The organism is Pseudomonas sp. Z003-0.4C(8344-21) (assembly GCF_900104975.1).
GTDB classification, from domain to species: Bacteria; Pseudomonadota; Gammaproteobacteria; order Pseudomonadales; family Pseudomonadaceae; genus Aquipseudomonas; species Aquipseudomonas granadensis.
Map to the genome: position 1 here is coordinate 2,624,618 of NZ_LT629756.1, position 18,447 is coordinate 2,643,064.

An 18,447-nucleotide genomic window follows, 5' to 3' on the forward strand; every position below is an offset into this window, starting at 1 on the left:
CCCTGTAGGAGTGAGCCTGCTCGCGATAGCGGTGTGTCAGTCACCGATGATGTCGACTGTTACACCGCTATCGCGAGCAGGCTCACTCCTACAGGGGTGCGGTGTCCTCTAGGTTTCATAGGATCCACCATGAGCAATAACGCTTCTTTCACGCCGCCCAGCCTGTTGCTCAGCACCATTGGCCTGTCGCTGGCGACGTTCATGCAGGTGCTCGACACCACCATCGCCAACGTGGCGTTGCCGACGATTTCCGGCAACCTGGGGGTGAGTTCGGAGCAGGGCACCTGGGTGATCACTTCGTTCGCCGTGAGCAACGCGATTGCGCTGCCGCTGACCGGTTGGCTCAGCCGCCGTTTTGGCGAGGTGAAACTGTTTCTGTGGGCGACGATGCTGTTTGTGCTGGCGTCGTTTCTCTGTGGGATTTCCACCTCGATGCCCGAGCTGATCGGCTTCCGGGTCCTGCAAGGTCTGGTCGCCGGGCCCTTGTACCCGATGACTCAAACCCTGTTGATCGCGGTGTATCCGCCGGCGAAACGCGGGATGGCCCTGGCGTTATTGGCGATGGTCACGGTGGTCGCGCCGATTGCCGGGCCGATTCTTGGCGGCTGGATCACCGACAGTTACAGCTGGCCGTGGATCTTCTTCATCAACGTGCCGATCGGGATTTTTGCGGTAATGGTGGTGCGTTCGCAACTGGCCAAGCGGCCGGTGGTCACCAGCCGCCAGCCGATGGATTACGTCGGTCTGATCACCCTGATTATCGGTGTCGGCGCGTTGCAGGTTATCCTCGACAAGGGCAATGACCTGGACTGGTTCGAATCGAACTTCATCATCATCGGCGCGGCGATTTCCGTGGTCGCGCTGGCGGTGTTCGTGATCTGGGAAATGACCGACCAGCATCCGGTGGTCAACCTGCGCCTGTTCGCCTATCGCAACTTTCGCATCGGCACGCTGGTGTTGGTCTTGGGTTATGCGGGATTCTTCGGCATCAACCTGATCCTGCCGCAATGGCTGCAGACGCAAATGGGCTACACCGCGACCTGGGCCGGTCTGGCCGTGGCGCCGATCGGCATTCTGCCGGTATTGCTGTCGCCGTTTGTCGGTAAGTACGCACACAAGTTCGACCTGCGCCTGCTCGCCGGGCTGGCGTTTCTGGCGATCGGCCTGAGCTGCTTCATGCGCGCCGAGTTCACCAACGAGGTCGACTTCCAGTCCATCGCTCTGGTGCAGTTGTTCATGGGTATTGGCGTGGCGCTGTTCTTCATGCCGACGTTGAGCATCCTGATGTCGGATCTGCCGCCGAGCCAGATTGCCGACGGGGCCGGTCTGGCGACTTTCCTGCGGACCTTGGGCGGCAGCTTTGCGGCTTCGCTGACCACGTGGATCTGGATTCGCCGGGCGAATCAGCATCATGCCTACATGAGCGAGAGCATCAGCACCTTCGAACCGGCCACGCGCGAGACCTTGCATGCGCTGGGCGGGGCGAGTCAACCGGCGTATGCGCAGATGGATCAGATCCTGTCCAGTCAGGCGTATATGTTGTCGACCGTGGATTACTTCACGCTGCTGGGGTGGGGGTTCATGGGGTTGATTCTGATTGTGTGGCTGGCGAAGCCGCCGTTTGCGGCGAAGGCAGGGCCTGCCGCCAGCGGTCATTGATCCGAAGCGCGATCAACTGTAGGAGTGAGCCTGCTCGCGATTAGCGGTGTATCAGTCAACAAAGATGTTGAATGTGATATCGCTATCGCGAGCAGGCTCACTCCTACAATGGTTTTGTATCTGGCTTCAGAGGGTGGGCGCTGGGAGGGCAGGTGGCGGGGCGAAGTCGAACGGGGCCAACGCATACCCGCTCTCATCGACCTGCAACGCCCAGCCCTGACGATCCCAATCCCCCAGCACAATGCGCTTCGCTGCTTGCTCACCGAGTTGCAGCTTGTGGATGGCGGGGCGGTGGGTGTGGCCGTGGATCAGGGTGTTCACGCCGAACTGCTGCATGATCCACGGAATCTCTTCCGGCGTGACATCGACAATGTCATTGGCCTTCATCCGCGTCTGCGCACGGCTTTCGCTGCGCAGCTTGCGCGCCAGTTTATGGCGCGTGCGCAGCGGCAGATTGCGCAGGATGAACAGGGTGATCGGATTGCGCAGGTAGCGGCGCAGCTTCATGTAGCCGACGTCGCGGGTACACAGGCTGTCGCCGTGCATCAGCAGCACCGGCTCGCCGTAGAACTGCACGACACTCGGGTCCTTCAACAGCGTGCAGCCGGCCTGTTTGCAAAAGGCCTTGCCGAGCATGAAGTCGCGATTGCCGTGCATGAGGAAAATGGCCGTGCCGCTGTCGCTCAAGTTGCGCAGGGCCTGGCAGATGGAACGCTGGAAGGGTGTCATGGCGTCGTCGCCGATCCACGCCTCGAAGAAGTCGCCGAGGATGTACAAGGCACTCGCCGAGCGGGCGCGTCCGGCGAGCAAATCCAGAAACGCCCGGGTAATGTCCGGGCGCTCCTCTTCCAGATGCAAGTCTGAAATCAGCAATATCACTCAATGATCTCGGCTTTCTCGATGATCACGTCGTCTGCGGGTACGTCCTGGTGGCCGGCCTTGGAAGTGGTCGACACGCCTTTGATCTTGTCGACAACGTCGGTGCCGGCGGTGACTTTACCGAATACCGCGTAGCCCCAGCCCTGCACGTTCTTGCCGCTGTGGTTGAGGAAGGTGTTGTCGGCGACGTTGATGAAGAACTGTGCCGAAGCCGAATGCGGCTCCATGGTGCGGGCCATGGCGACGGTGTACTTGTCATTGGAAAGACCGTTGTCCGCTTCGTTCTGGATGCTCGGACGCTTGTCTTTCTTCTCTTTCATGCCTGGCTCGAAACCGCCGCCCTGGATCATGAAGTTACCGATGACGCGGTGGAACACGGTGTTGGTGTAGTGACCGGCGTTAACGTATTCGATGAAGTTGGCGACGGTGATCGGCGCCTTTTCAGCGTTCAGTTCGATGACGATGTCGCCATGGTTGGTGGTCAGTTTGACTTGAGTCATGATCGCTACTCTTCTGAGGAATTCGTGGTTTTGGGACCTTCAGCCCCGCAACCGGTTCAGCCTGCTTCGGCCAAGGTGCGCAGTTTAGCGTGACAGGCGCGAATTTCGAGGCGGTTTTTCATTTCCGCGCGATTAAATGCGCCGCTTTATGGAGCCTGCTCTGTCAGCCCCTTGACGGCATCGGCTATGATAGCGGCTTTGTTTTGTCTGGCCCGTTCTGCGGCCGCGCACATGTAAGTCAAGGATCCTATGAGCAAGCCCACTGTCGACCCTACCTCGAATGCCAAGTCCGGCCCTGCCGTGCCGGTCAATTTCCTGCGGCCGATCATCCAGGCAGACCTGGACTCGGGCAAGCACACCCAGATCGTCACGCGTTTTCCGCCTGAGCCCAACGGCTACCTGCACATCGGCCACGCCAAGTCGATCTGCGTGAACTTCGGCCTGGCCCAGGAGTTCGGCGGCGTCACGCACCTGCGTTTCGACGACACCAACCCGGCCAAGGAAGACCAGGAATATATCGACGCGATCGAAAGCGACGTCAAATGGCTGGGCTTCGAGTGGTCCGGTGAAGTGCGCTACGCCTCGCAGTATTTCGACCAGTTGCACGACTGGGCGGTCGAGCTGATCAAGGCCGGCAAGGCCTACGTCGACGACCTGACCCCCGAGCAGGCCAAGGAATACCGCGGCAGCCTGACCGAACCGGGCAAGAACAGCCCGTTTCGCGACCGCTCGGTAGAGGAAAACCTCGACCTGTTCGCGCGCATGAAGGCCGGTGAATTCCCCGACGGCGCACGCGTGCTGCGGGCGAAGATCGACATGGCCTCGCCGAACATGAACCTGCGCGACCCGATCATGTACCGCATCCGTCACGCCCATCACCACCAGACCGGCGACAAGTGGTGCATCTACCCGAACTACGACTTCACCCACGGTCAGTCGGACGCCATCGAAGGCATCACTCATTCGATCTGCACCCTGGAATTCGAAAGCCATCGTCCGCTGTACGAGTGGTTCCTCGAGCACCTGCCGGTGCCGGCGCAGCCGCGTCAGTACGAGTTCAGCCGCCTGAACCTGAACTACACGATCACCAGCAAACGCAAGCTCAAGCAACTGGTCGATGAAAAGCACGTCAACGGCTGGGACGATCCGCGCATGTCCACGCTGTCGGGCTTCCGCCGCCGGGGCTACACGCCGAAATCGATCCGCAACTTCTGCGAAATGATCGGCACCAACCGCTCCGACGGCGTGGTCGACTTCGGCATGCTCGAATTCAGCATTCGCGACGACCTCGACCAGAGCGCACCGCGCGCCATGTGCGTGCTGCGTCCGCTGAAAGTGGTCATCACCAACTACCCGGAAGGCCAGGTCGAAAACCTCGAACTGCCACGCCACCCGAAAGAAGACATGGGCGTGCGCGCCTTGCCGTTTGCCCGGGAAATCTACATCGACCGTGACGACTTCATGGAAGAGCCGCCAAAAGGCTACAAGCGCCTGGAGCCGGCCGGTGAAGTGCGTCTGCGCGGCAGCTACGTGATCCGTGCCGACGAAGCGATCAAGGACGCCGATGGCAACATCGTCGAACTGCGTTGCTCCTACGACCCGGAAACCCTCGGCAAGAACCCGGAAGGGCGCAAGGTCAAAGGCGTGATCCACTGGGTGCCGGCCGCCGCCAGCGTCGAGTGCGAAGTGCGTCTGTACGATCGCCTGTTCCGCTCACCGAACCCGGAGAAGGCCGAAGACAGCGCGAGTTTCCTCGACAACATCAACCCTGACTCACTGCAAGTGCTGACCGGTTGTCGCGCCGAGCCATCGCTCGGCAATGCGCAGCCGGAAGACCGTTTCCAGTTCGAACGCGAAGGCTACTTCGTCGCGGATCTGAAGGACTCGAAACCCGGTCAGCCGGTATTCAACCGTACCGTGACCCTGCGTGATTCGTGGGGCCAGTGAGACAGCGTCAAGGAAATTAACGTGCTGACGATCTACAACACGCTCACCAAGAGCAAAGAAGTCTTCAAGCCGCTGGATGGCAACAAGGTTCGCATGTACGTCTGCGGGATGACCGTGTACGACTACTGCCACCTCGGCCACGGTCGTAGCATGGTCGCGTTCGACCTGGTGACGCGCTGGCTGCGCTTCAGCGGCTACGACCTGACCTACGTGCGCAACATCACCGACATCGACGACAAGATCATCAACCGCGCCAACGAGAACGGTGAATCGTTCGAAGCGTTGACCGAACGCATGATCGCCGCGATGCACGAAGACGAAGCGCGCCTCAACATCAAAAAGCCGGACATGGAGCCGCGCGCCACCGATCACATCGCTGGCATGCACGCGATGATCCAGGCGCTGATCGACAAGGGTTACGCCTACGCGCCGGGCAATGGCGACGTGTACTACCGCGTCGCCAAATTCATGGGCTACGGCAAGCTGTCGCGCAAGAAAATCGAAGACCTGCGCATCGGCGCACGCATCGAAGTCGACGAGTCGAAACAGGACCCGCTCGACTTCGTCCTGTGGAAAGCCGCCAAGCCGGGCGAGCCGAGCTGGGAATCGCCGTGGGGCGCCGGGCGTCCGGGCTGGCACATCGAGTGCTCGGTGATGTCGACCTGCTGCCTGGGCGAGACTTTTGACATTCATGGCGGCGGCAGCGACCTCGAGTTCCCGCACCATGAAAACGAAATCGCCCAGAGCGAAGCGGCCACCGGCAAGACCTACGCCAACGCGTGGATGCATTGCGGGATGATCCGTATCAATGGCGAGAAGATGTCCAAGTCGTTGAACAACTTCTTCACCATCCGCGACGTACTGGAAAAGTACCACCCGGAAGTCGTGCGTTACCTGCTGGTGTCGAGCCACTACCGCAGCGCGATCAACTATTCGGAAGACAACCTCAAGGACGCCAAAGGCGCACTGGAGCGTTTCTATCACGCATTGAAAGGCCTGCCGACTGTGGCGCCGGCCGGTGGCGAAGCCTTCGTCGAGCGTTTCACTGCGGTGATGAACGACGACTTCGGCACGCCTGAAGCCTGCGCCGTGCTGTTCGAGATGGTGCGCGAGATCAACCGCTTGCGCGAGAGTGATCTCGATGCGGCGGCGGGTCTGGCAGCGCGCCTGAAAGAATTGGCCAGCGTGCTGGGCGTGTTGCAGCTCGAAGCCGACGACTTCCTGCAGGCGGGCGCCGAAGGGCGTGTCGATGCGGCTGAGGTGGATGCGTTGATTGCTGCGCGTCTGGCGGCCCGGGCCGGGAAGGATTGGGCCGAGTCGGATCGGATTCGTGATCAGCTCACGGCGATGGGTGTGGTGCTGGAAGATGGCAAGGGGGGCACGACCTGGCGGTTGGCTGACTGAGGCTAAAAGCCAGAAGCCAGAAGCCAGAAGCCCCTCATCGGAACGCCGCCCGCCTAACCCTCTCCCGGAGGGAGAGGGGACTGACTGTGGGGGGCTGAAGATCTGCGCCGACCTGAATGACCGAGTCGATTATGGATTCGGTGAAGCAAGTTCAGGTCGGCGTAGCTCTCGAATATCCCCCCATCGGCCCCCTCTCCTCGGGGAGAGGGCTGGGGTGAGTGCAAGGGTTGTACTCAACCGCCAATCTGCCGCAACCGCTTGTAAAGCGTATTCCGACTAACCCCCAACCGCCGCGCCAGATGCGAGATATTCCCCCCAGCCGCCTTCAACTCGCGGTTCAACGCGTCAACATCATTCAAATCCAGCCCCAACGGCGCCGCCGTCTCCACCGGCTCCATCTCCAGATCGACAAAAAAATCATCCGGTAAATGCTCCGGCCGCACCGGTTGCTCCTCGGCCATGGCCAGCGCCACCTGCATCACGCTGCTGACCTGACGCAAATTCCCCGGCCACGGATGCCGTTCGAACAACTCCAGCACCTCTGAGCTCAAACCCGCCCACTGCGTCGGCTCACGATGCTGTTGCCATAACCGCTTGAACAACGCCTGTTTATCACTGCGCTCACGCAGCGGTGGCAGTTCCAGGGTCAGCCCGCCAATGCGGTAATACAAATCCTCACGAAACCGGCCCAACTGCACCTGTTCGCGCAACGAACGGTTGGTCGCCGAGATGATCCGCAGGTCCACCGGGAACAACTCACTGCTGCCTACCGGCTGCACGCAGCGCTCCTGCAATACCCGCAACAGGCGCGCCTGCGTCGGCAACGGCATATCGCCGATTTCATCGAGAAACAGCGTGCCTTTGTCAGCCTTGCGAATCAGGCCGATGCTGCCTTTCTGGTTGGCGCCGGTGAACGCGCCTTTCTCATAACCGAATAGCTCGGACTCAACCAGTTCGGCGGGGATCGCTGCGCAGTTCACCGCGATGAACGCCTGTTTACTGCGCGAGCTGGCCTGATGCAGGGCTTTAACGAACACCTCTTTGCCGACGCCGGTCTCGCCGTGGATCAGCAGCGGAATGTCTTTTTCCAGCAGGCGTTCGGCCTGACGCACGGCTTTTTCCACGCGGCTATCGCCGAAATGCAGGCTGTTGAGGCTGATCGCGCTGGATGGCGCGGGCTTTTCTTCCGTCACAAATACCCGGGCTTGAACCGCTGCCTGTTTCGGCCGTTTCAACAGACACTGAAAACGGTTGCGCCCGGAAGTCTGCAAGGCGAATGGCAAACCGTCCGGCTGATTGATCAACTCCAGCAGCGAGACCTTGAACAGGCTTTCCACACTGACCCGCGACAAGCGCACCCCGAGCAAATTGTCCGCGCGGCGATTGGCCGACAGGACCTGACCGCTCTCATCGAAGATCAACAACCCGGCCCACTGGCTGTCGAGGTTGTTCAACCCGGTGTTGAAGGTGAGTTGAAAGTGCTGACCGTGGAACAGGTTGAGGATCAGCCGGTTCTCCACGGTCTGGCTCATCATCTTGACCATGCCCAAGGTGTGCGAGGGCGGCAGGTAGCTGTCGCTGGACACGTCGAGCACGGCGATGACCTTGCGCTCGGCGTCGAAAATCGGCGCGGCGGAACCCGTCATGAAGCGGTTGGCCTTGAGAAAGTGTTCATCGTGTTCAATGTGCACCGCCTGCTCGCAGGCCAGCGCGGTGCCGATCGCATTGGTGCCGCTGCAGCGCTCCATCCAGCTCGCCCCGGCCTGAAAGCCGCGCGCCAGGTTCGGTTCGATAAAACGCTGGGTGCCCCACGAGGTCAGCACCTGGCCCTGATTGTCGGCGAGCATGATCAGGCAGTTCGAGTTGCTAAGGATGTTTTCGTAATAGGGCAGAACTTCCTGATGCGTGGTCTGCACCAGTGAATGATGACTGTCGAGCAATTGCGCAATGCCAGCGGCGGGCAGTTGATCGAAGGCAGGGGTGCTCTGATGGTCGAGACCGAACGCGCGACAACGTTGCCAGGAGGTCTGGACGATCGCATCGTGGGACAGCGGCGAAGCAGGTGCGGCCATGGGGGCGAGCCTCTGAGTGCAGCGATTTTATTATTGTTATGAACCCGATCTTTAAAACCAACACAGATCCCCTGTAGGCCTTCGCCTGCTCGCGATAGCGGTCTGTCAGACACATTTCCATCGACTGATACACCGCTATCGCGAGCAGGCGAAGGCCTACAGGGGATCTCTGTTGCATTCAGGATCGGGCAAAAAGCGTTCATAGAGTGTTGTTCACTATTGTTCATTGTCAATCACCCGACTGTTCAAAAGTGTTCAGCTGTGAACGGCGCTGGCCCCCGTAAACACTGCTTCTCAAGGCAAATCAAGCACTTGCCACTTCTGGCACGAAAGTCGCTCTGTTGCTTCGGTCGCTTGACTCCAAAAATAAAAAAGGCCGAGCCATGTCACTCACCCTGGAGCACGTCAGCCGTACCGTCGAGGGCCAGATCTGGATCGACGATGCGTGCCTGAAATTCGAACCCGGTTCCTTCAACGTTTTGCTCGGCCGCACGCTGTCCGGCAAAACGAGTTTGATGCGTTTGATGGCCGGGCTGGACAAGCCCGACAGCGGGCGCATCCTGATGAACGGCGTCGACGTCACCCAGCGCCCGGTGCGCCTGCGCAACGTGTCGATGGTCTATCAGCAGTTCATCAATTACCCGACCATGACGGTGTTCGAGAACATCGCCTCGCCGTTGCGCCAGGCCGGTGTGGCGAAAGACATCATCCACAGCAAAGTGCTGGAAACCGCAAAGATGTTGCGCATCGAGAAGTTTCTGCAGCGCTATCCGCTGGAGCTGTCCGGCGGTCAGCAACAGCGCACGGCCATGGCTCGGGCCTTGGTCAAGGATGCCGAACTGATTCTGTTCGACGAGCCGCTGGTCAACCTCGATTACAAACTGCGCGAAGAGCTGCGCCAGGAAATGCGCGAGCTGTTCAAGGCGCGCCATACCATCGCCATCTACGCCACCACCGAGCCCAACGAAGCGTTGGCGCTGGGCGGCACCACGACGATTTTGCATGAAGGCCGGGTGATTCAGAGCGGGCCGTCGACCTCGGTGTATCACCAGCCGCAAACCGTGCTGGCCGCCGAGTTGTTCTCCGAACCGCCGATCAACCTGATGCCCGGGCGCATTGCCGGCAACGAAGTCAGCTTCGCCAATTTCGTCCACTTCCCGTTGAACGTTGATCTGCGGCCGGTAGGCGAGGGCGAATACCGTTTCGGCGTGCGCCCCAGCCATATCTCGCTGGTGCCGAGCAACGACGATGATCTGGAACTGGCGGTGACCGTCGAAGTGGCCGAGATCAGTGGCTCGGAAACCTTCCTGCATGTGCGCAACGAGCATTTCCTGCTGGTGCTGCACCTGCCGGGGGTTCACGAATACGACGTCGATGCGCCGATCCGCATTTATATCCCGACCCACAAACTGTTCGTTTTCGATGCGCAGGGCCGTCTGGTGCAAGCACCGGGCCGGCGTGTCGCGAGGGTTGCCTGATGGCCGAAATCCGTTTGCAACACCTCGCCCACAGCTACAGCAAAACCCCGAGCGGCGCTGAGGATTACGCGATCCGTGAGATGGATCACATCTGGGAGCAGGGCGGCGCCTACGCCTTGCTCGGCCCGTCCGGTTGCGGCAAGTCGACCTTGCTCAACATCATTTCCGGCCTGCTCAGCCCGTCCCAGGGCCATGTGCTGTTCGACGGCAAAGCGGTCAACGACCTGACGCCGGAGAAGCGCAACATCGCCCAGGTGTTCCAGTTTCCGGTGGTCTACGACACCATGACCGTGTTCGACAACCTCGCTTTTCCTTTGCGCAATCAGGGCATGGCCGAGGCGAAAGTGCACAGCAAGGTGCAGGAAATCGCCGAAGTCCTCGACCTGCAAAACCTGCTGAGCAAAAAGGCGCGCAACCTCACCGCCGACGAAAAACAGAAAGTCTCGATGGGCCGTGGTCTGGTACGCGACGACGTCTCGGCGATCCTGTTCGACGAACCGCTGACGGTGATCGACCCGCACCTGAAATGGAAACTGCGGCGCAAGCTCAAGCAGATCCACGAGCAGTTCAACATCACCATGGTCTACGTCACCCACGATCAGCTCGAAGCCTCAACGTTCGCTGACAAGATCGCGGTGATGTACGGCGGCCAGATCGTCCAGTTCGGCACGCCACGGGAATTGTTCGAGCGGCCAAGCCACACCTTCGTCGGCTATTTCATCGGCAGCCCCGGGATGAACCTGATCGAGGTGCAGCCGCAGCCCGGTGGCGTCGGTTTCGCTTCGACGCACTTGCCGTTGTCCGAAGCCTTGCAGCGCCATATCGAGCACGGCCAGTGGAAAAATCTCAAGGTCGGTATCCGCCCCGAGTTCATTCATGTCTGGGACGAGCCGTTCGATGACGCAATGCAGGCCGACGTCGTACACGTCGAAGACCTCGGCACCTACAAGATCATGACCCTCAACCTCGACGGCGCGCCGTTAAAGGTGCGCCTGACCGAAGACAAACCGGTGCCACAGGGCACGGCGTACATCAGTTTTCCGGCGCAGTGGCTGATGGTGTATGCCGATGAATTCCTGCTCGAAGCCGACGATGAGGTGCAGCCATGAACAAGGTGCAGAACAACAAGGCCTGGTGGCTGGTGTTGCCGGTGTTTCTGCTGGTGGCGTTCAGTGCGGTGATCCCGATGATGACCGTGGTCAACTATTCGGTGCAGGACATCTTCGACCAGTCCAGCCGCTACTTCGTCGGCGCCGACTGGTACAAGCAGGTGCTGCTCGACCCACGTCTGCACGACTCGCTGCTGCGTCAGTTCATCTATTCGGCCTGCGTGCTGCTGATCGAGATCCCCCTGGGTATCGCCGTCGCGCTGACCATGCCGACCAAGGGCCGCTGGTCGTCGGTGGTGCTGATCATTCTGGCGATTCCGCTGCTGATTCCGTGGAACGTGGTCGGTACGATCTGGCAGATTTTCGGCCGCGCCGACATCGGTCTGCTCGGTTCCAGCCTCAACGCCATGGGCATCAGCTACAACTATGCGGCCAATACCATGGACGCCTGGGTGACGGTGCTGGTCATGGACGTGTGGCACTGGACCTCACTGGTGGCGCTGCTGTGCTTCTCCGGTCTGCGCGCGATTCCCGACGTCTATTACCAAGCCGCACGCATCGACCGCGCCTCGGCCTGGGCGGTGTTCCGCCACATTCAACTGCCCAAACTGAAAAGCGTGCTGCTGATCGCGGTGATGCTGCGCTTCATGGACAGTTTCATGATCTACACCGAGCCATTCGTGCTCACCGGCGGCGGGCCGGGCAATGCCACGACCTTCCTCAGTCAGACGTTGACGCAGATGGCCGTAGGGCAATTCGACCTCGGTCCGGCAGCGGCATTTTCGCTGGTGTACTTCCTGATCATCCTGTTGGTGTCGTGGCTGTTCTATACCGCCATGACGCATTCCGACGCCAACCGCTGAGGCCCGGCCATGAGCAAGAGAAAGCTTATTCCGTTGCTGGTGTACATCCTGTTCCTGCTGGTGCCGATCTACTGGCTGCTGAACATGTCGTTCAAGAGCAACACCGAAATCCTCGGCGGCCTGACCCTTTTCCCACAGGCCTTCACGCTGGCGAACTACAAGGTGATCTTCACCGATCCGAGCTGGTACACCGGTTATCTCAACTCGCTGTATTACGTCAGCCTCAACACCGTGATCTCGTTGAGCGTGGCGTTACCGGCGGCCTACGCGTTTTCACGCTATCGTTTCCTCGGCGACAAACACCTGTTCTTCTGGCTGCTGACCAACCGCATGGCGCCGCCGGCGGTGTTTCTGCTGCCGTTCTTTCAGTTGTATTCGTCGATCGGCCTGTTCGACACGCACATCGCCGTAGCCCTGGCGCACTGCTTGTTCAACGTGCCGCTGGCGGTGTGGATTCTCGAAGGTTTCATGTCCGGCGTGCCGAAGGAGATCGACGAAACCGCCTACATCGACGGCTACAGTTTTCCCAAGTTCTTCGTGAAGATTTTCATTCCGTTGATCGGTTCCGGCATCGGTGTCACGGCGTTTTTCTGCTTCATGTTTTCCTGGGTCGAACTGTTGCTGGCACGCACGCTGACCTCGGTCAACGCCAAACCGATCGCGGCGGTGATGACCCGCACTGTGTCGGCGTCGGGGATCGATTGGGGCGTGCTGGCCGCGGCGGGGGTATTGACCATCCTGCCGGGCATGCTGGTGATCTGGTTTGTTCGCAACCATGTGGCCAAGGGCTTTGCCCTCGGTCGGGTCTGAGGAGCTGATGATGGAATGGATGAGCTGGACGACACCGACCGCCGCGTTCTTCATCGGCATCGGTCTGATTCTGGTGGGCATGACCACTTGGGAATTGCGCTCGCCGAGCATCTTGCGGCGAGGGTTTCTGCCGATTGCCACCACCCGTGGCGATCGCTTGTTTATCGGTCTTCTCGGCAGCGCCTACCTGCACTTGCTGGTAATCGGCGTCACCGACTGGAGCATCTGGGTGGCGTCCGCGTTGTCCCTGGTGTGGCTGTTGGCTGTGATGCGTTGGGGCTAGCCGAATCGTTCGGCAACGCGGCTCCACAACTTAAACAGGAGGTCTCTATGTTCGATAAAAACAATAAGCTGCGACATAGCATTTCATTGGCAGCCATGCTGGCACTCAGCGGTTTGAGCGCGTCTGCCTGGGCTGACGCCTACGAAGATGCCGCGAAAAAATGGATCGGCAGCGAGTTCAAGCCCTCGACCCTGACGGCCGAACAGCAGCTGGAAGAATTGAAGTGGTTCATCAAGGCCGCCGAGCCGTTTCGTGGCATGGACATCAAGGTCGTTTCCGAGACCCTGACCACCCACGAATATGAATCGAAAGTGCTGGCCAAGGCGTTCAGCGAAATCACCGGGATCAAGCTCACCCACGACTTGCTGCAGGAAGGCGACGTGGTCGAGAAAATGCAAACGGTGATGCAGTCGGACAAGAATATCTATGACGGCTGGGTCAACGACTCCGACCTGATCGGTACGCACTTTCGCTACGGCAAGACCGAATCGATCACCGACCTGATGGCCAACGAAGGCAAGAACTTCACCTCGCCGACCCTCGACATCAAGGACTTCATTGGCATCTCGTTCACCACCGCACCGGACGGCAAGATCTATCAACTGCCCGACCAGCAATTCGCCAACCTGTACTGGTTCCGGGCCGACTGGTTCGAACGCGCCGACCTGAAAGCCAAATTCAAGGAAAAGTACGGCTACGAGCTGGGCGTGCCGGTGAACTGGTCGGCCTATGAAGACATCGCCAAATTCTTCAGCGAAGACGTCAAGGAAATCGACGGTAAACGCGTTTACGGGCACATGGACTACGGCAAGAAAGACCCGTCGCTGGGCTGGCGCTTCACCGATGCCTGGTTCTCCATGGCCGGTGGTGGCGACAAGGGCATTCCCAATGGTCTGCCGGTGGACGAGTGGGGCATCCGCGTCGAGGACTGCCATCCGGTCGGCTCCAGCGTGACCCGCGGCGGCGACACCAACGGCCCGGCAGCGGTGTTTGCAACCACCAAATACGTCGACTGGCTGAAGAAATACGCACCACCGGAAGCGGCGGGCATGACCTTTTCCGAATCCGGCCCGGTGCCGTCGCAGGGCAACATCGCCCAACAGATCTTCTGGTACACCGCGTTCACCGCCGACATGACCAAACCGGGCCTGCCGGTGGTCAACGCCGACGGCACGCCGAAATGGCGCATGGCGCCATCGCCGCGCGGGCCGTATTGGGAAGAGGGCATGAAGCTCGGTTATCAGGACGTGGGTTCGTGGACGTTCATGAAGTCCACCCCTGAGAAGCAGAAACTGGCGGCGTGGCTGTACGCGCAGTTCGTTACCTCGAAAACCGTATCGCTGAAGAAAACCATCGTCGGCCTGACGCCGATTCGCGAGTCAGACATCAACTCGCAGGCGATGACCGATATGGCGCCGAAACTCGGCGGTCTGGTCGAGTTCTACCGCAGCCCGGCCCGCGTGCAATGGACCCCAACCGGGACCAACGTGCCGGACTATCCGCGTCTGGCGCAACTGTGGTGGAGCCACATCGCCGAAGCCGCCAGCGGCGAGAAGACCCCGCAACAAGCGCTCGATGGTCTGGCCAAGGATCAGGACCGCATCATGGAACGCCTCGAACGCTCCAAGGCCCAGGCCGTGTGCGCACCGAAAATGAACCCGGAACGCGACGCGCAATACTGGTTCGACCAACCGGGCGCACCGAAGCCGAAACTGGCCAACGAGAAGCCGAAGGGCGAAACCGTGAGCTACAACGAACTGCTGAAATCGTGGGCGGATGCGCGTAAGTGATAGGGGAGCTGTGAAAGGCGAACGGCACCGGAAGGTGCCGTTTTTTTTGGCGCCTGATCCACCGCTTTCGCTTGCAGGCAAGCTCCCACAGGTTTCTGCGTCGCTCACAAATTCCGAGTGCACTTGGAACCACTGTGGGAGCGCGCGTGCAAGCGATAGGGCCCATTGCCGGGAAGGCACCTGTTAGTTCTTACAGTATCGGTAAACCGCAAAAGCGCTCACTCTTCACCCATAGGTGCGAAAGGACGCTTGTGACCATGGATGTTCATCACGACACCGCCACGCCGACGCTATCGGTCATCGATTCCCGTTCGCTGATGATCCGCAGCGTCGGTTACTGCCGGCGTCCGGACTCGCCCGACATCGACCCGCGAATTACCCGGCAAGTGTTCGATGCAGCGGGGCGTCAGGTCGCATCGTGGGATCCACGATTGTGGGGAGCGGCGCCGAAGCCGAACCTGGCCACCACGTACGGATTGAGCGGGCAGGCATTGCTGACGGACAGCGTCGACGCCGGGTGGCAGTTGAGTTTGCCGGATCAGGCCCGCTCATTGCGTAGTTCCTGGGACGCCCGAGATAGCGAATGCCATCGCGACTATGACAACCTGCAGCGCCCGATTGTTGTGACGGAGCAGGCCCGTAGCGAACCGCCTCGTGTGGTTGAGCGATTGAGCTATGCCGATGCGGATGATGTCTTTGCCCAGCACAATCAGTGCGGTCGCCTGATCCGCCATGATGACCCGGCGGGCACCCGGCTCATCCGCGACTATGGTTTGGCCGGTGCCGAGCTGGTCGAATCGCGGCGCATGCTGGCGGACCTCGATCTGCCAGACTGGCCTGGCGACCCTGAACACCGTGATGTGTTTCTGGAGGCGCAGTCCTACGTCACCCGCTACGTGTTCTACCCGACGGGCGAATTGAAAGAGCAGACCGATGCCATGGGCAATGCCCAAACGCGGCAATACAACGTGGCGGGACAACTGTCCGCGACATGGCTTCTCCCTGGCGGTGAAGGTAAGCCACCCACACGTCTGGTCAGTGATATCCGTTACAACGCGCATGAGCAGATCGAACATGAGACCGCCGGTAATGGTGTCACGACCCGCGCAGAGTACAGCCCTGAGGATGGTCGGCTGCTGAAGCTCAGCGCAGCCGCCGGCGAACAAACACCCTTGCAGAATTTGCATTACGTCTACGACCCGGTGGGCAATATCGTCAGCCTCGAAGACAAAACCCAGGCCGTGACTTACTTCAATCACCAGCGCATCGAACCGGTCAGCCGCTATCGCTATGACAGCCTGTATCAGTTAGTTGAGGCCAAAGGCTGGGAAGTCAGCCAGCCGAGCCATGGCCCGGCATTACCGGATCTGCTGCCCACACCGCTGGACCCGAAGCAGCGGCGCAACTACACCCAGACATTCGCCTACGACGCGGCGGGCAATCTAATCACCCGCCATCACAGCGGTGCACCGGTTTTTTCGATGTTCACCTCTGCTTGCAGCAATCGAAGTCTGGCCCAGCGCGACGATGGCTCTCTACCGGGAGAACCGCAGATTTCGGAAGGGTTTGATCTCGCTGGCAATCAGTTGGAATTGCAGCGCGGACAGGCCATGAGCTGGGATGTGCGCGGTCTATTGAGACGAGTGACGCTGGTGCGACGCCGGGACGAGCCGAATGACGAAGAAGGTTATGTTTACGATCGACCCGGCCATCGCTTGCGTAAAACATGCCTCAGCCAGACATCCGGGCAAACCCTGAAATCAGAAGTGCGTTATCTGCCGGGTGTTGAGGTGCATCGCGAAGCGAACGGAAAAGAGCGGCATGTGATCAGTGTCGAAGCCGGGCGTAATCAGGTGCGAATGCTGCATTGGCCTGAGGGCGTTGAGGGCGATCAACTGCGTTACAGCCTGAGTGATCATCTCGGTTCCAGCACGCTGGAATTGGACGACGGCGCAGGAATATTGAGTCAGGAACACTATTACCCGTTTGGTGGTACGGCGTGCTGGGCAGGTAAAAGTGCCTTGGTGGCGAAGTATAAAACCATCCGTTATTCGGGTAAGGAGAGGGATGCAACCGGGCTTTATTATTATGGATATCGATATTACGCATCATGGTTGCAGCGATGGGTGAATCCGGATCCAGCGTGGTACGTTGATGGGTTGAATTTATTTCGTGTATTGAGGAACTCGCCCGTTTCCCTGCGGGAGTACACAGGACTTAGTCCGGTGCCTCCAAACAACGTAACGACTAAGCAAGAGCACCCTGATCAAGTTGATGATTTCTTAAATGACTTACCGCGTGACGCTCCTGATGAGATGCCCGAGATTAATACGGTGAAGGTCAATGAGGAATTTTTGAGTCGTGTTTCTGATTATTTTCAGAATAACATTGACCGAATTACGCAACTCAATACGCTTCTGGAGCACAAGCCTATAGACGCTGTAAAAATCAGCTCTGGCAGAATGATTTTTCCTGAGGGCCATGGAAGTGGCGGGCAGGTCATCAAGGACGAATTTATCAATGAATATCACCCGTCAGGAGTTTGGATTTTCAGAGGTAATTATAAAGAAAGCAAAACGAAGCAGTTTTTTGCAAGTGATGTTCAGCTGGTTCAGGTTGCATATATGGGTATAACTGATTACCCATCTATGATGGTTCGTAATGAAGTGAAGAACAAGGAAACGTTGGCGGCAACCGAGAAATTTGCAAGTGATTCTATTGAGTTGAAAGAAGCTTTTTTCACAACGCCCAATGGGAAAAATACTGCGCAAATTTTGAAGGCTTTGGATATGGAAGCCACCAGCGTCAAAAGATCTGTTTCCCCTCACGCTGATTTTCCAAGTTTTTATATCGCTGTAAGACCAAAAGCGCGGGGCGTGCTAGAAAAACCAAATCTTTGAGGAATCTGAAGCAGATGCTGAGTGGCGATTGATATCGAAGGTCTGCTAAGCAGCCCTTCGATATCAATCGCCTCAACTTTGCATCATGCAATGTGCCAAAGCGAATGCTCATCGCCAGCAGGCGGACTGCCACAGTCGATTTTGTGTCCGGCTTCGAAACCGGTGTCGAGTTTGAGCCCGATCATCGCAAACGCATCGACACCGACGCCGACGGTGCCTTGAGTGAAACCGGATTCGAACTTGCTGATCACGGCCTGCGCCCAGGCTTCGGAATAACCGTTGCCGGTGGGGCTGGACTGGCCATTGCGATGATCATGATTGAAGTAGAAATTGCGGTTGAGCACCGTCAGGCTGCTGCCTTCGACAAAGCCTTCGGGCTTGTCTCCAGCACACACCATGGACGGCCCGGCGCCGACCACCACCGCTAAAGCGGCCATCGATATTTTCGTAGGGTTAACCATCAAACACTCCTTGGGTTCGGCAGAACGGGAACGTGCTTCGGCGTGGGTTTTGTTGTTCGGCGGAGCAGGGGCTGCCGGCATGGTCGCCGGGTGACATCGTTGCAAGCTGCGGATAACGCAGAGGTGATGGGGAATTACAATTTCGTCATGTAATGGGAATCCTGCGTCGTTCTGGTGTTTTATCTGGCTCTTGGAAGTCTATGCGTTCGACAACTGCCTGGCCTGATCAAGACCGATCATTTGTACTCTTTTGGCATAATTTGAGCCGGGCTTGGCCATTTGCTTTTGTAGA

At 59.0% G+C, this 18,447-nt stretch carries 13 protein-coding genes and 1 pseudogene; 10 read left to right on the forward strand and 4 right to left on the reverse strand.

All coding sequences use genetic code 11. From position 1 onward, the window contains the following. Positions 1–129: 129 nt before the first annotated feature. Entirely contained in the window at positions 130–1,659 is a 1,530-nt protein-coding gene (locus tag BLU24_RS12220; protein WP_090284406.1) for a DHA2 family efflux MFS transporter permease subunit, read from the forward strand. Between the two features lie 126 nt (positions 1,660–1,785). Here BLU24_RS12220 and lpxH read toward each other — a convergent pair whose 3' ends face one another. Next, entirely contained in the window at positions 1,786–2,538 is a 753-nt protein-coding gene (lpxH, locus tag BLU24_RS12225; RefSeq protein WP_093100533.1) for a UDP-2,3-diacylglucosamine diphosphatase, read from the reverse strand. Further along, complete coding sequence (locus BLU24_RS12230) at positions 2,535–3,038, reverse strand: peptidylprolyl isomerase (protein ID WP_093100536.1); 504 nt, start codon at positions 3,036–3,038, stop codon at positions 2,535–2,537. Before BLU24_RS12230 ends, lpxH begins: the two co-directional genes overlap by 4 nt. Before the next feature lie 249 nt (positions 3,039–3,287). On the opposite strand from BLU24_RS12230, the gene BLU24_RS12235 reads away from it, so the two are divergent. Together BLU24_RS12235 and cysS are read left to right on the forward strand one after the other, a co-directional pair. Then, complete coding sequence (locus BLU24_RS12235; protein ID WP_093100539.1) at positions 3,288–4,985, forward strand: glutamine--tRNA ligase/YqeY domain fusion protein; 1,698 nt, start codon at positions 3,288–3,290, stop codon at positions 4,983–4,985. A gap of 21 nt (positions 4,986–5,006) precedes the next feature. Further along, positions 5,007–6,389, forward strand: coding sequence for a cysteine--tRNA ligase (gene cysS, locus BLU24_RS12240; protein WP_093100542.1), 1,383 nt, complete (start codon positions 5,007–5,009; stop codon positions 6,387–6,389). Between the two features lie 233 nt (positions 6,390–6,622). Here the strand turns inward: cysS and BLU24_RS12245 are convergent, their stop codons facing one another. Then, positions 6,623–8,461 carry a sigma-54-dependent Fis family transcriptional regulator gene (locus BLU24_RS12245; protein ID WP_093100545.1) on the reverse strand — a complete coding sequence of 613 codons (1,839 nt, stop codon included), beginning with the start codon at positions 8,459–8,461 and terminating at the stop codon, positions 6,623–6,625. 383 nt (positions 8,462–8,844) lie between these two features. Between BLU24_RS12245 and BLU24_RS12250 the strand changes: the two genes are divergently transcribed. The 7 genes from BLU24_RS12250 (at position 8,845) to BLU24_RS12280 (ending at position 17,694) form a co-directional block, all read left to right on the forward strand. Continuing rightward, entirely contained in the window at positions 8,845–9,939 is a 1,095-nt protein-coding gene (locus BLU24_RS12250; RefSeq protein WP_093100548.1) for an ABC transporter ATP-binding protein, read from the forward strand. Further along, the gene (locus tag BLU24_RS12255) at positions 9,939–11,048 is read left to right on the forward strand and encodes an ABC transporter ATP-binding protein (RefSeq protein ID WP_093100550.1); all 1,110 of its coding nucleotides are present in this window, start codon (positions 9,939–9,941) and stop codon (positions 11,046–11,048) included. The genes BLU24_RS12250 and BLU24_RS12255 overlap by 1 nt, the downstream gene beginning before the upstream one ends. Next, entirely contained in the window at positions 11,045–11,911 is an 867-nt protein-coding gene (locus BLU24_RS12260) for a carbohydrate ABC transporter permease (RefSeq protein WP_007912484.1), read from the forward strand. The genes BLU24_RS12255 and BLU24_RS12260 overlap by 4 nt, the downstream gene beginning before the upstream one ends. A gap of 9 nt (positions 11,912–11,920) precedes the next feature. Then, a complete protein-coding gene (locus tag BLU24_RS12265; protein WP_090284391.1) occupies positions 11,921–12,721 on the forward strand; it encodes a carbohydrate ABC transporter permease in 801 nt (266 codons plus the stop codon). Between the two features lie 10 nt (positions 12,722–12,731). After that, positions 12,732–13,004: a DUF2160 domain-containing protein gene (locus BLU24_RS12270; protein WP_038861868.1), complete on the forward strand. Its 273-nt coding sequence runs from the start codon at positions 12,732–12,734 to the stop codon at positions 13,002–13,004. A gap of 47 nt (positions 13,005–13,051) precedes the next feature. Beyond that, on the forward strand, positions 13,052–14,794 hold the full coding sequence (locus BLU24_RS12275) for an ABC transporter substrate-binding protein (RefSeq protein ID WP_093100553.1): 1,743 nt from the start codon (positions 13,052–13,054) through the stop codon (positions 14,792–14,794). A 257-nt stretch (positions 14,795–15,051) separates the two neighbouring features. Next, a complete protein-coding gene (locus tag BLU24_RS12280; RefSeq protein ID WP_093100556.1) occupies positions 15,052–17,694 on the forward strand; it encodes an RHS repeat domain-containing protein in 2,643 nt (880 codons plus the stop codon). 158 nt (positions 17,695–17,852) lie between these two features. On the opposite strand, the pseudogene BLU24_RS12285 reads toward BLU24_RS12280, so the two are convergent. Then, a pseudogene (locus BLU24_RS12285) lies at positions 17,853–18,155 on the reverse strand (OprD family outer membrane porin); the annotation flags it as partial. Between the last annotated feature and the right edge of the window lie 292 nt (positions 18,156–18,447).

Coding starts and splice junctions, on each gene's coding strand:
- BLU24_RS12220 (WP_090284406.1), top strand. CDS start 130: ATGAGCAATAACGCTTCTTTCACGCCGCCCAGCCTGTTGCTCAGCACC.
- BLU24_RS12230 (WP_093100536.1), bottom strand. CDS start 3,038: ATGACTCAAGTCAAACTGACCACCAACCATGGCGACATCGTCATCGAA.
- BLU24_RS12235 (WP_093100539.1), top strand. CDS start 3,288: ATGAGCAAGCCCACTGTCGACCCTACCTCGAATGCCAAGTCCGGCCCT.
- BLU24_RS12245 (WP_093100545.1), bottom strand. CDS start 8,461: ATGGCCGCACCTGCTTCGCCGCTGTCCCACGATGCGATCGTCCAGACC.
- BLU24_RS12250 (WP_093100548.1), top strand. CDS start 8,845: ATGTCACTCACCCTGGAGCACGTCAGCCGTACCGTCGAGGGCCAGATC.
- BLU24_RS12255 (WP_093100550.1), top strand. CDS start 9,939: ATGGCCGAAATCCGTTTGCAACACCTCGCCCACAGCTACAGCAAAACC.
- BLU24_RS12260 (WP_007912484.1), top strand. CDS start 11,045: ATGAACAAGGTGCAGAACAACAAGGCCTGGTGGCTGGTGTTGCCGGTG.
- BLU24_RS12265 (WP_090284391.1), top strand. CDS start 11,921: ATGAGCAAGAGAAAGCTTATTCCGTTGCTGGTGTACATCCTGTTCCTG.
- BLU24_RS12270 (WP_038861868.1), top strand. CDS start 12,732: ATGGAATGGATGAGCTGGACGACACCGACCGCCGCGTTCTTCATCGGC.
- BLU24_RS12275 (WP_093100553.1), top strand. CDS start 13,052: ATGTTCGATAAAAACAATAAGCTGCGACATAGCATTTCATTGGCAGCC.
- BLU24_RS12280 (WP_093100556.1), top strand. CDS start 15,052: ATGGATGTTCATCACGACACCGCCACGCCGACGCTATCGGTCATCGAT.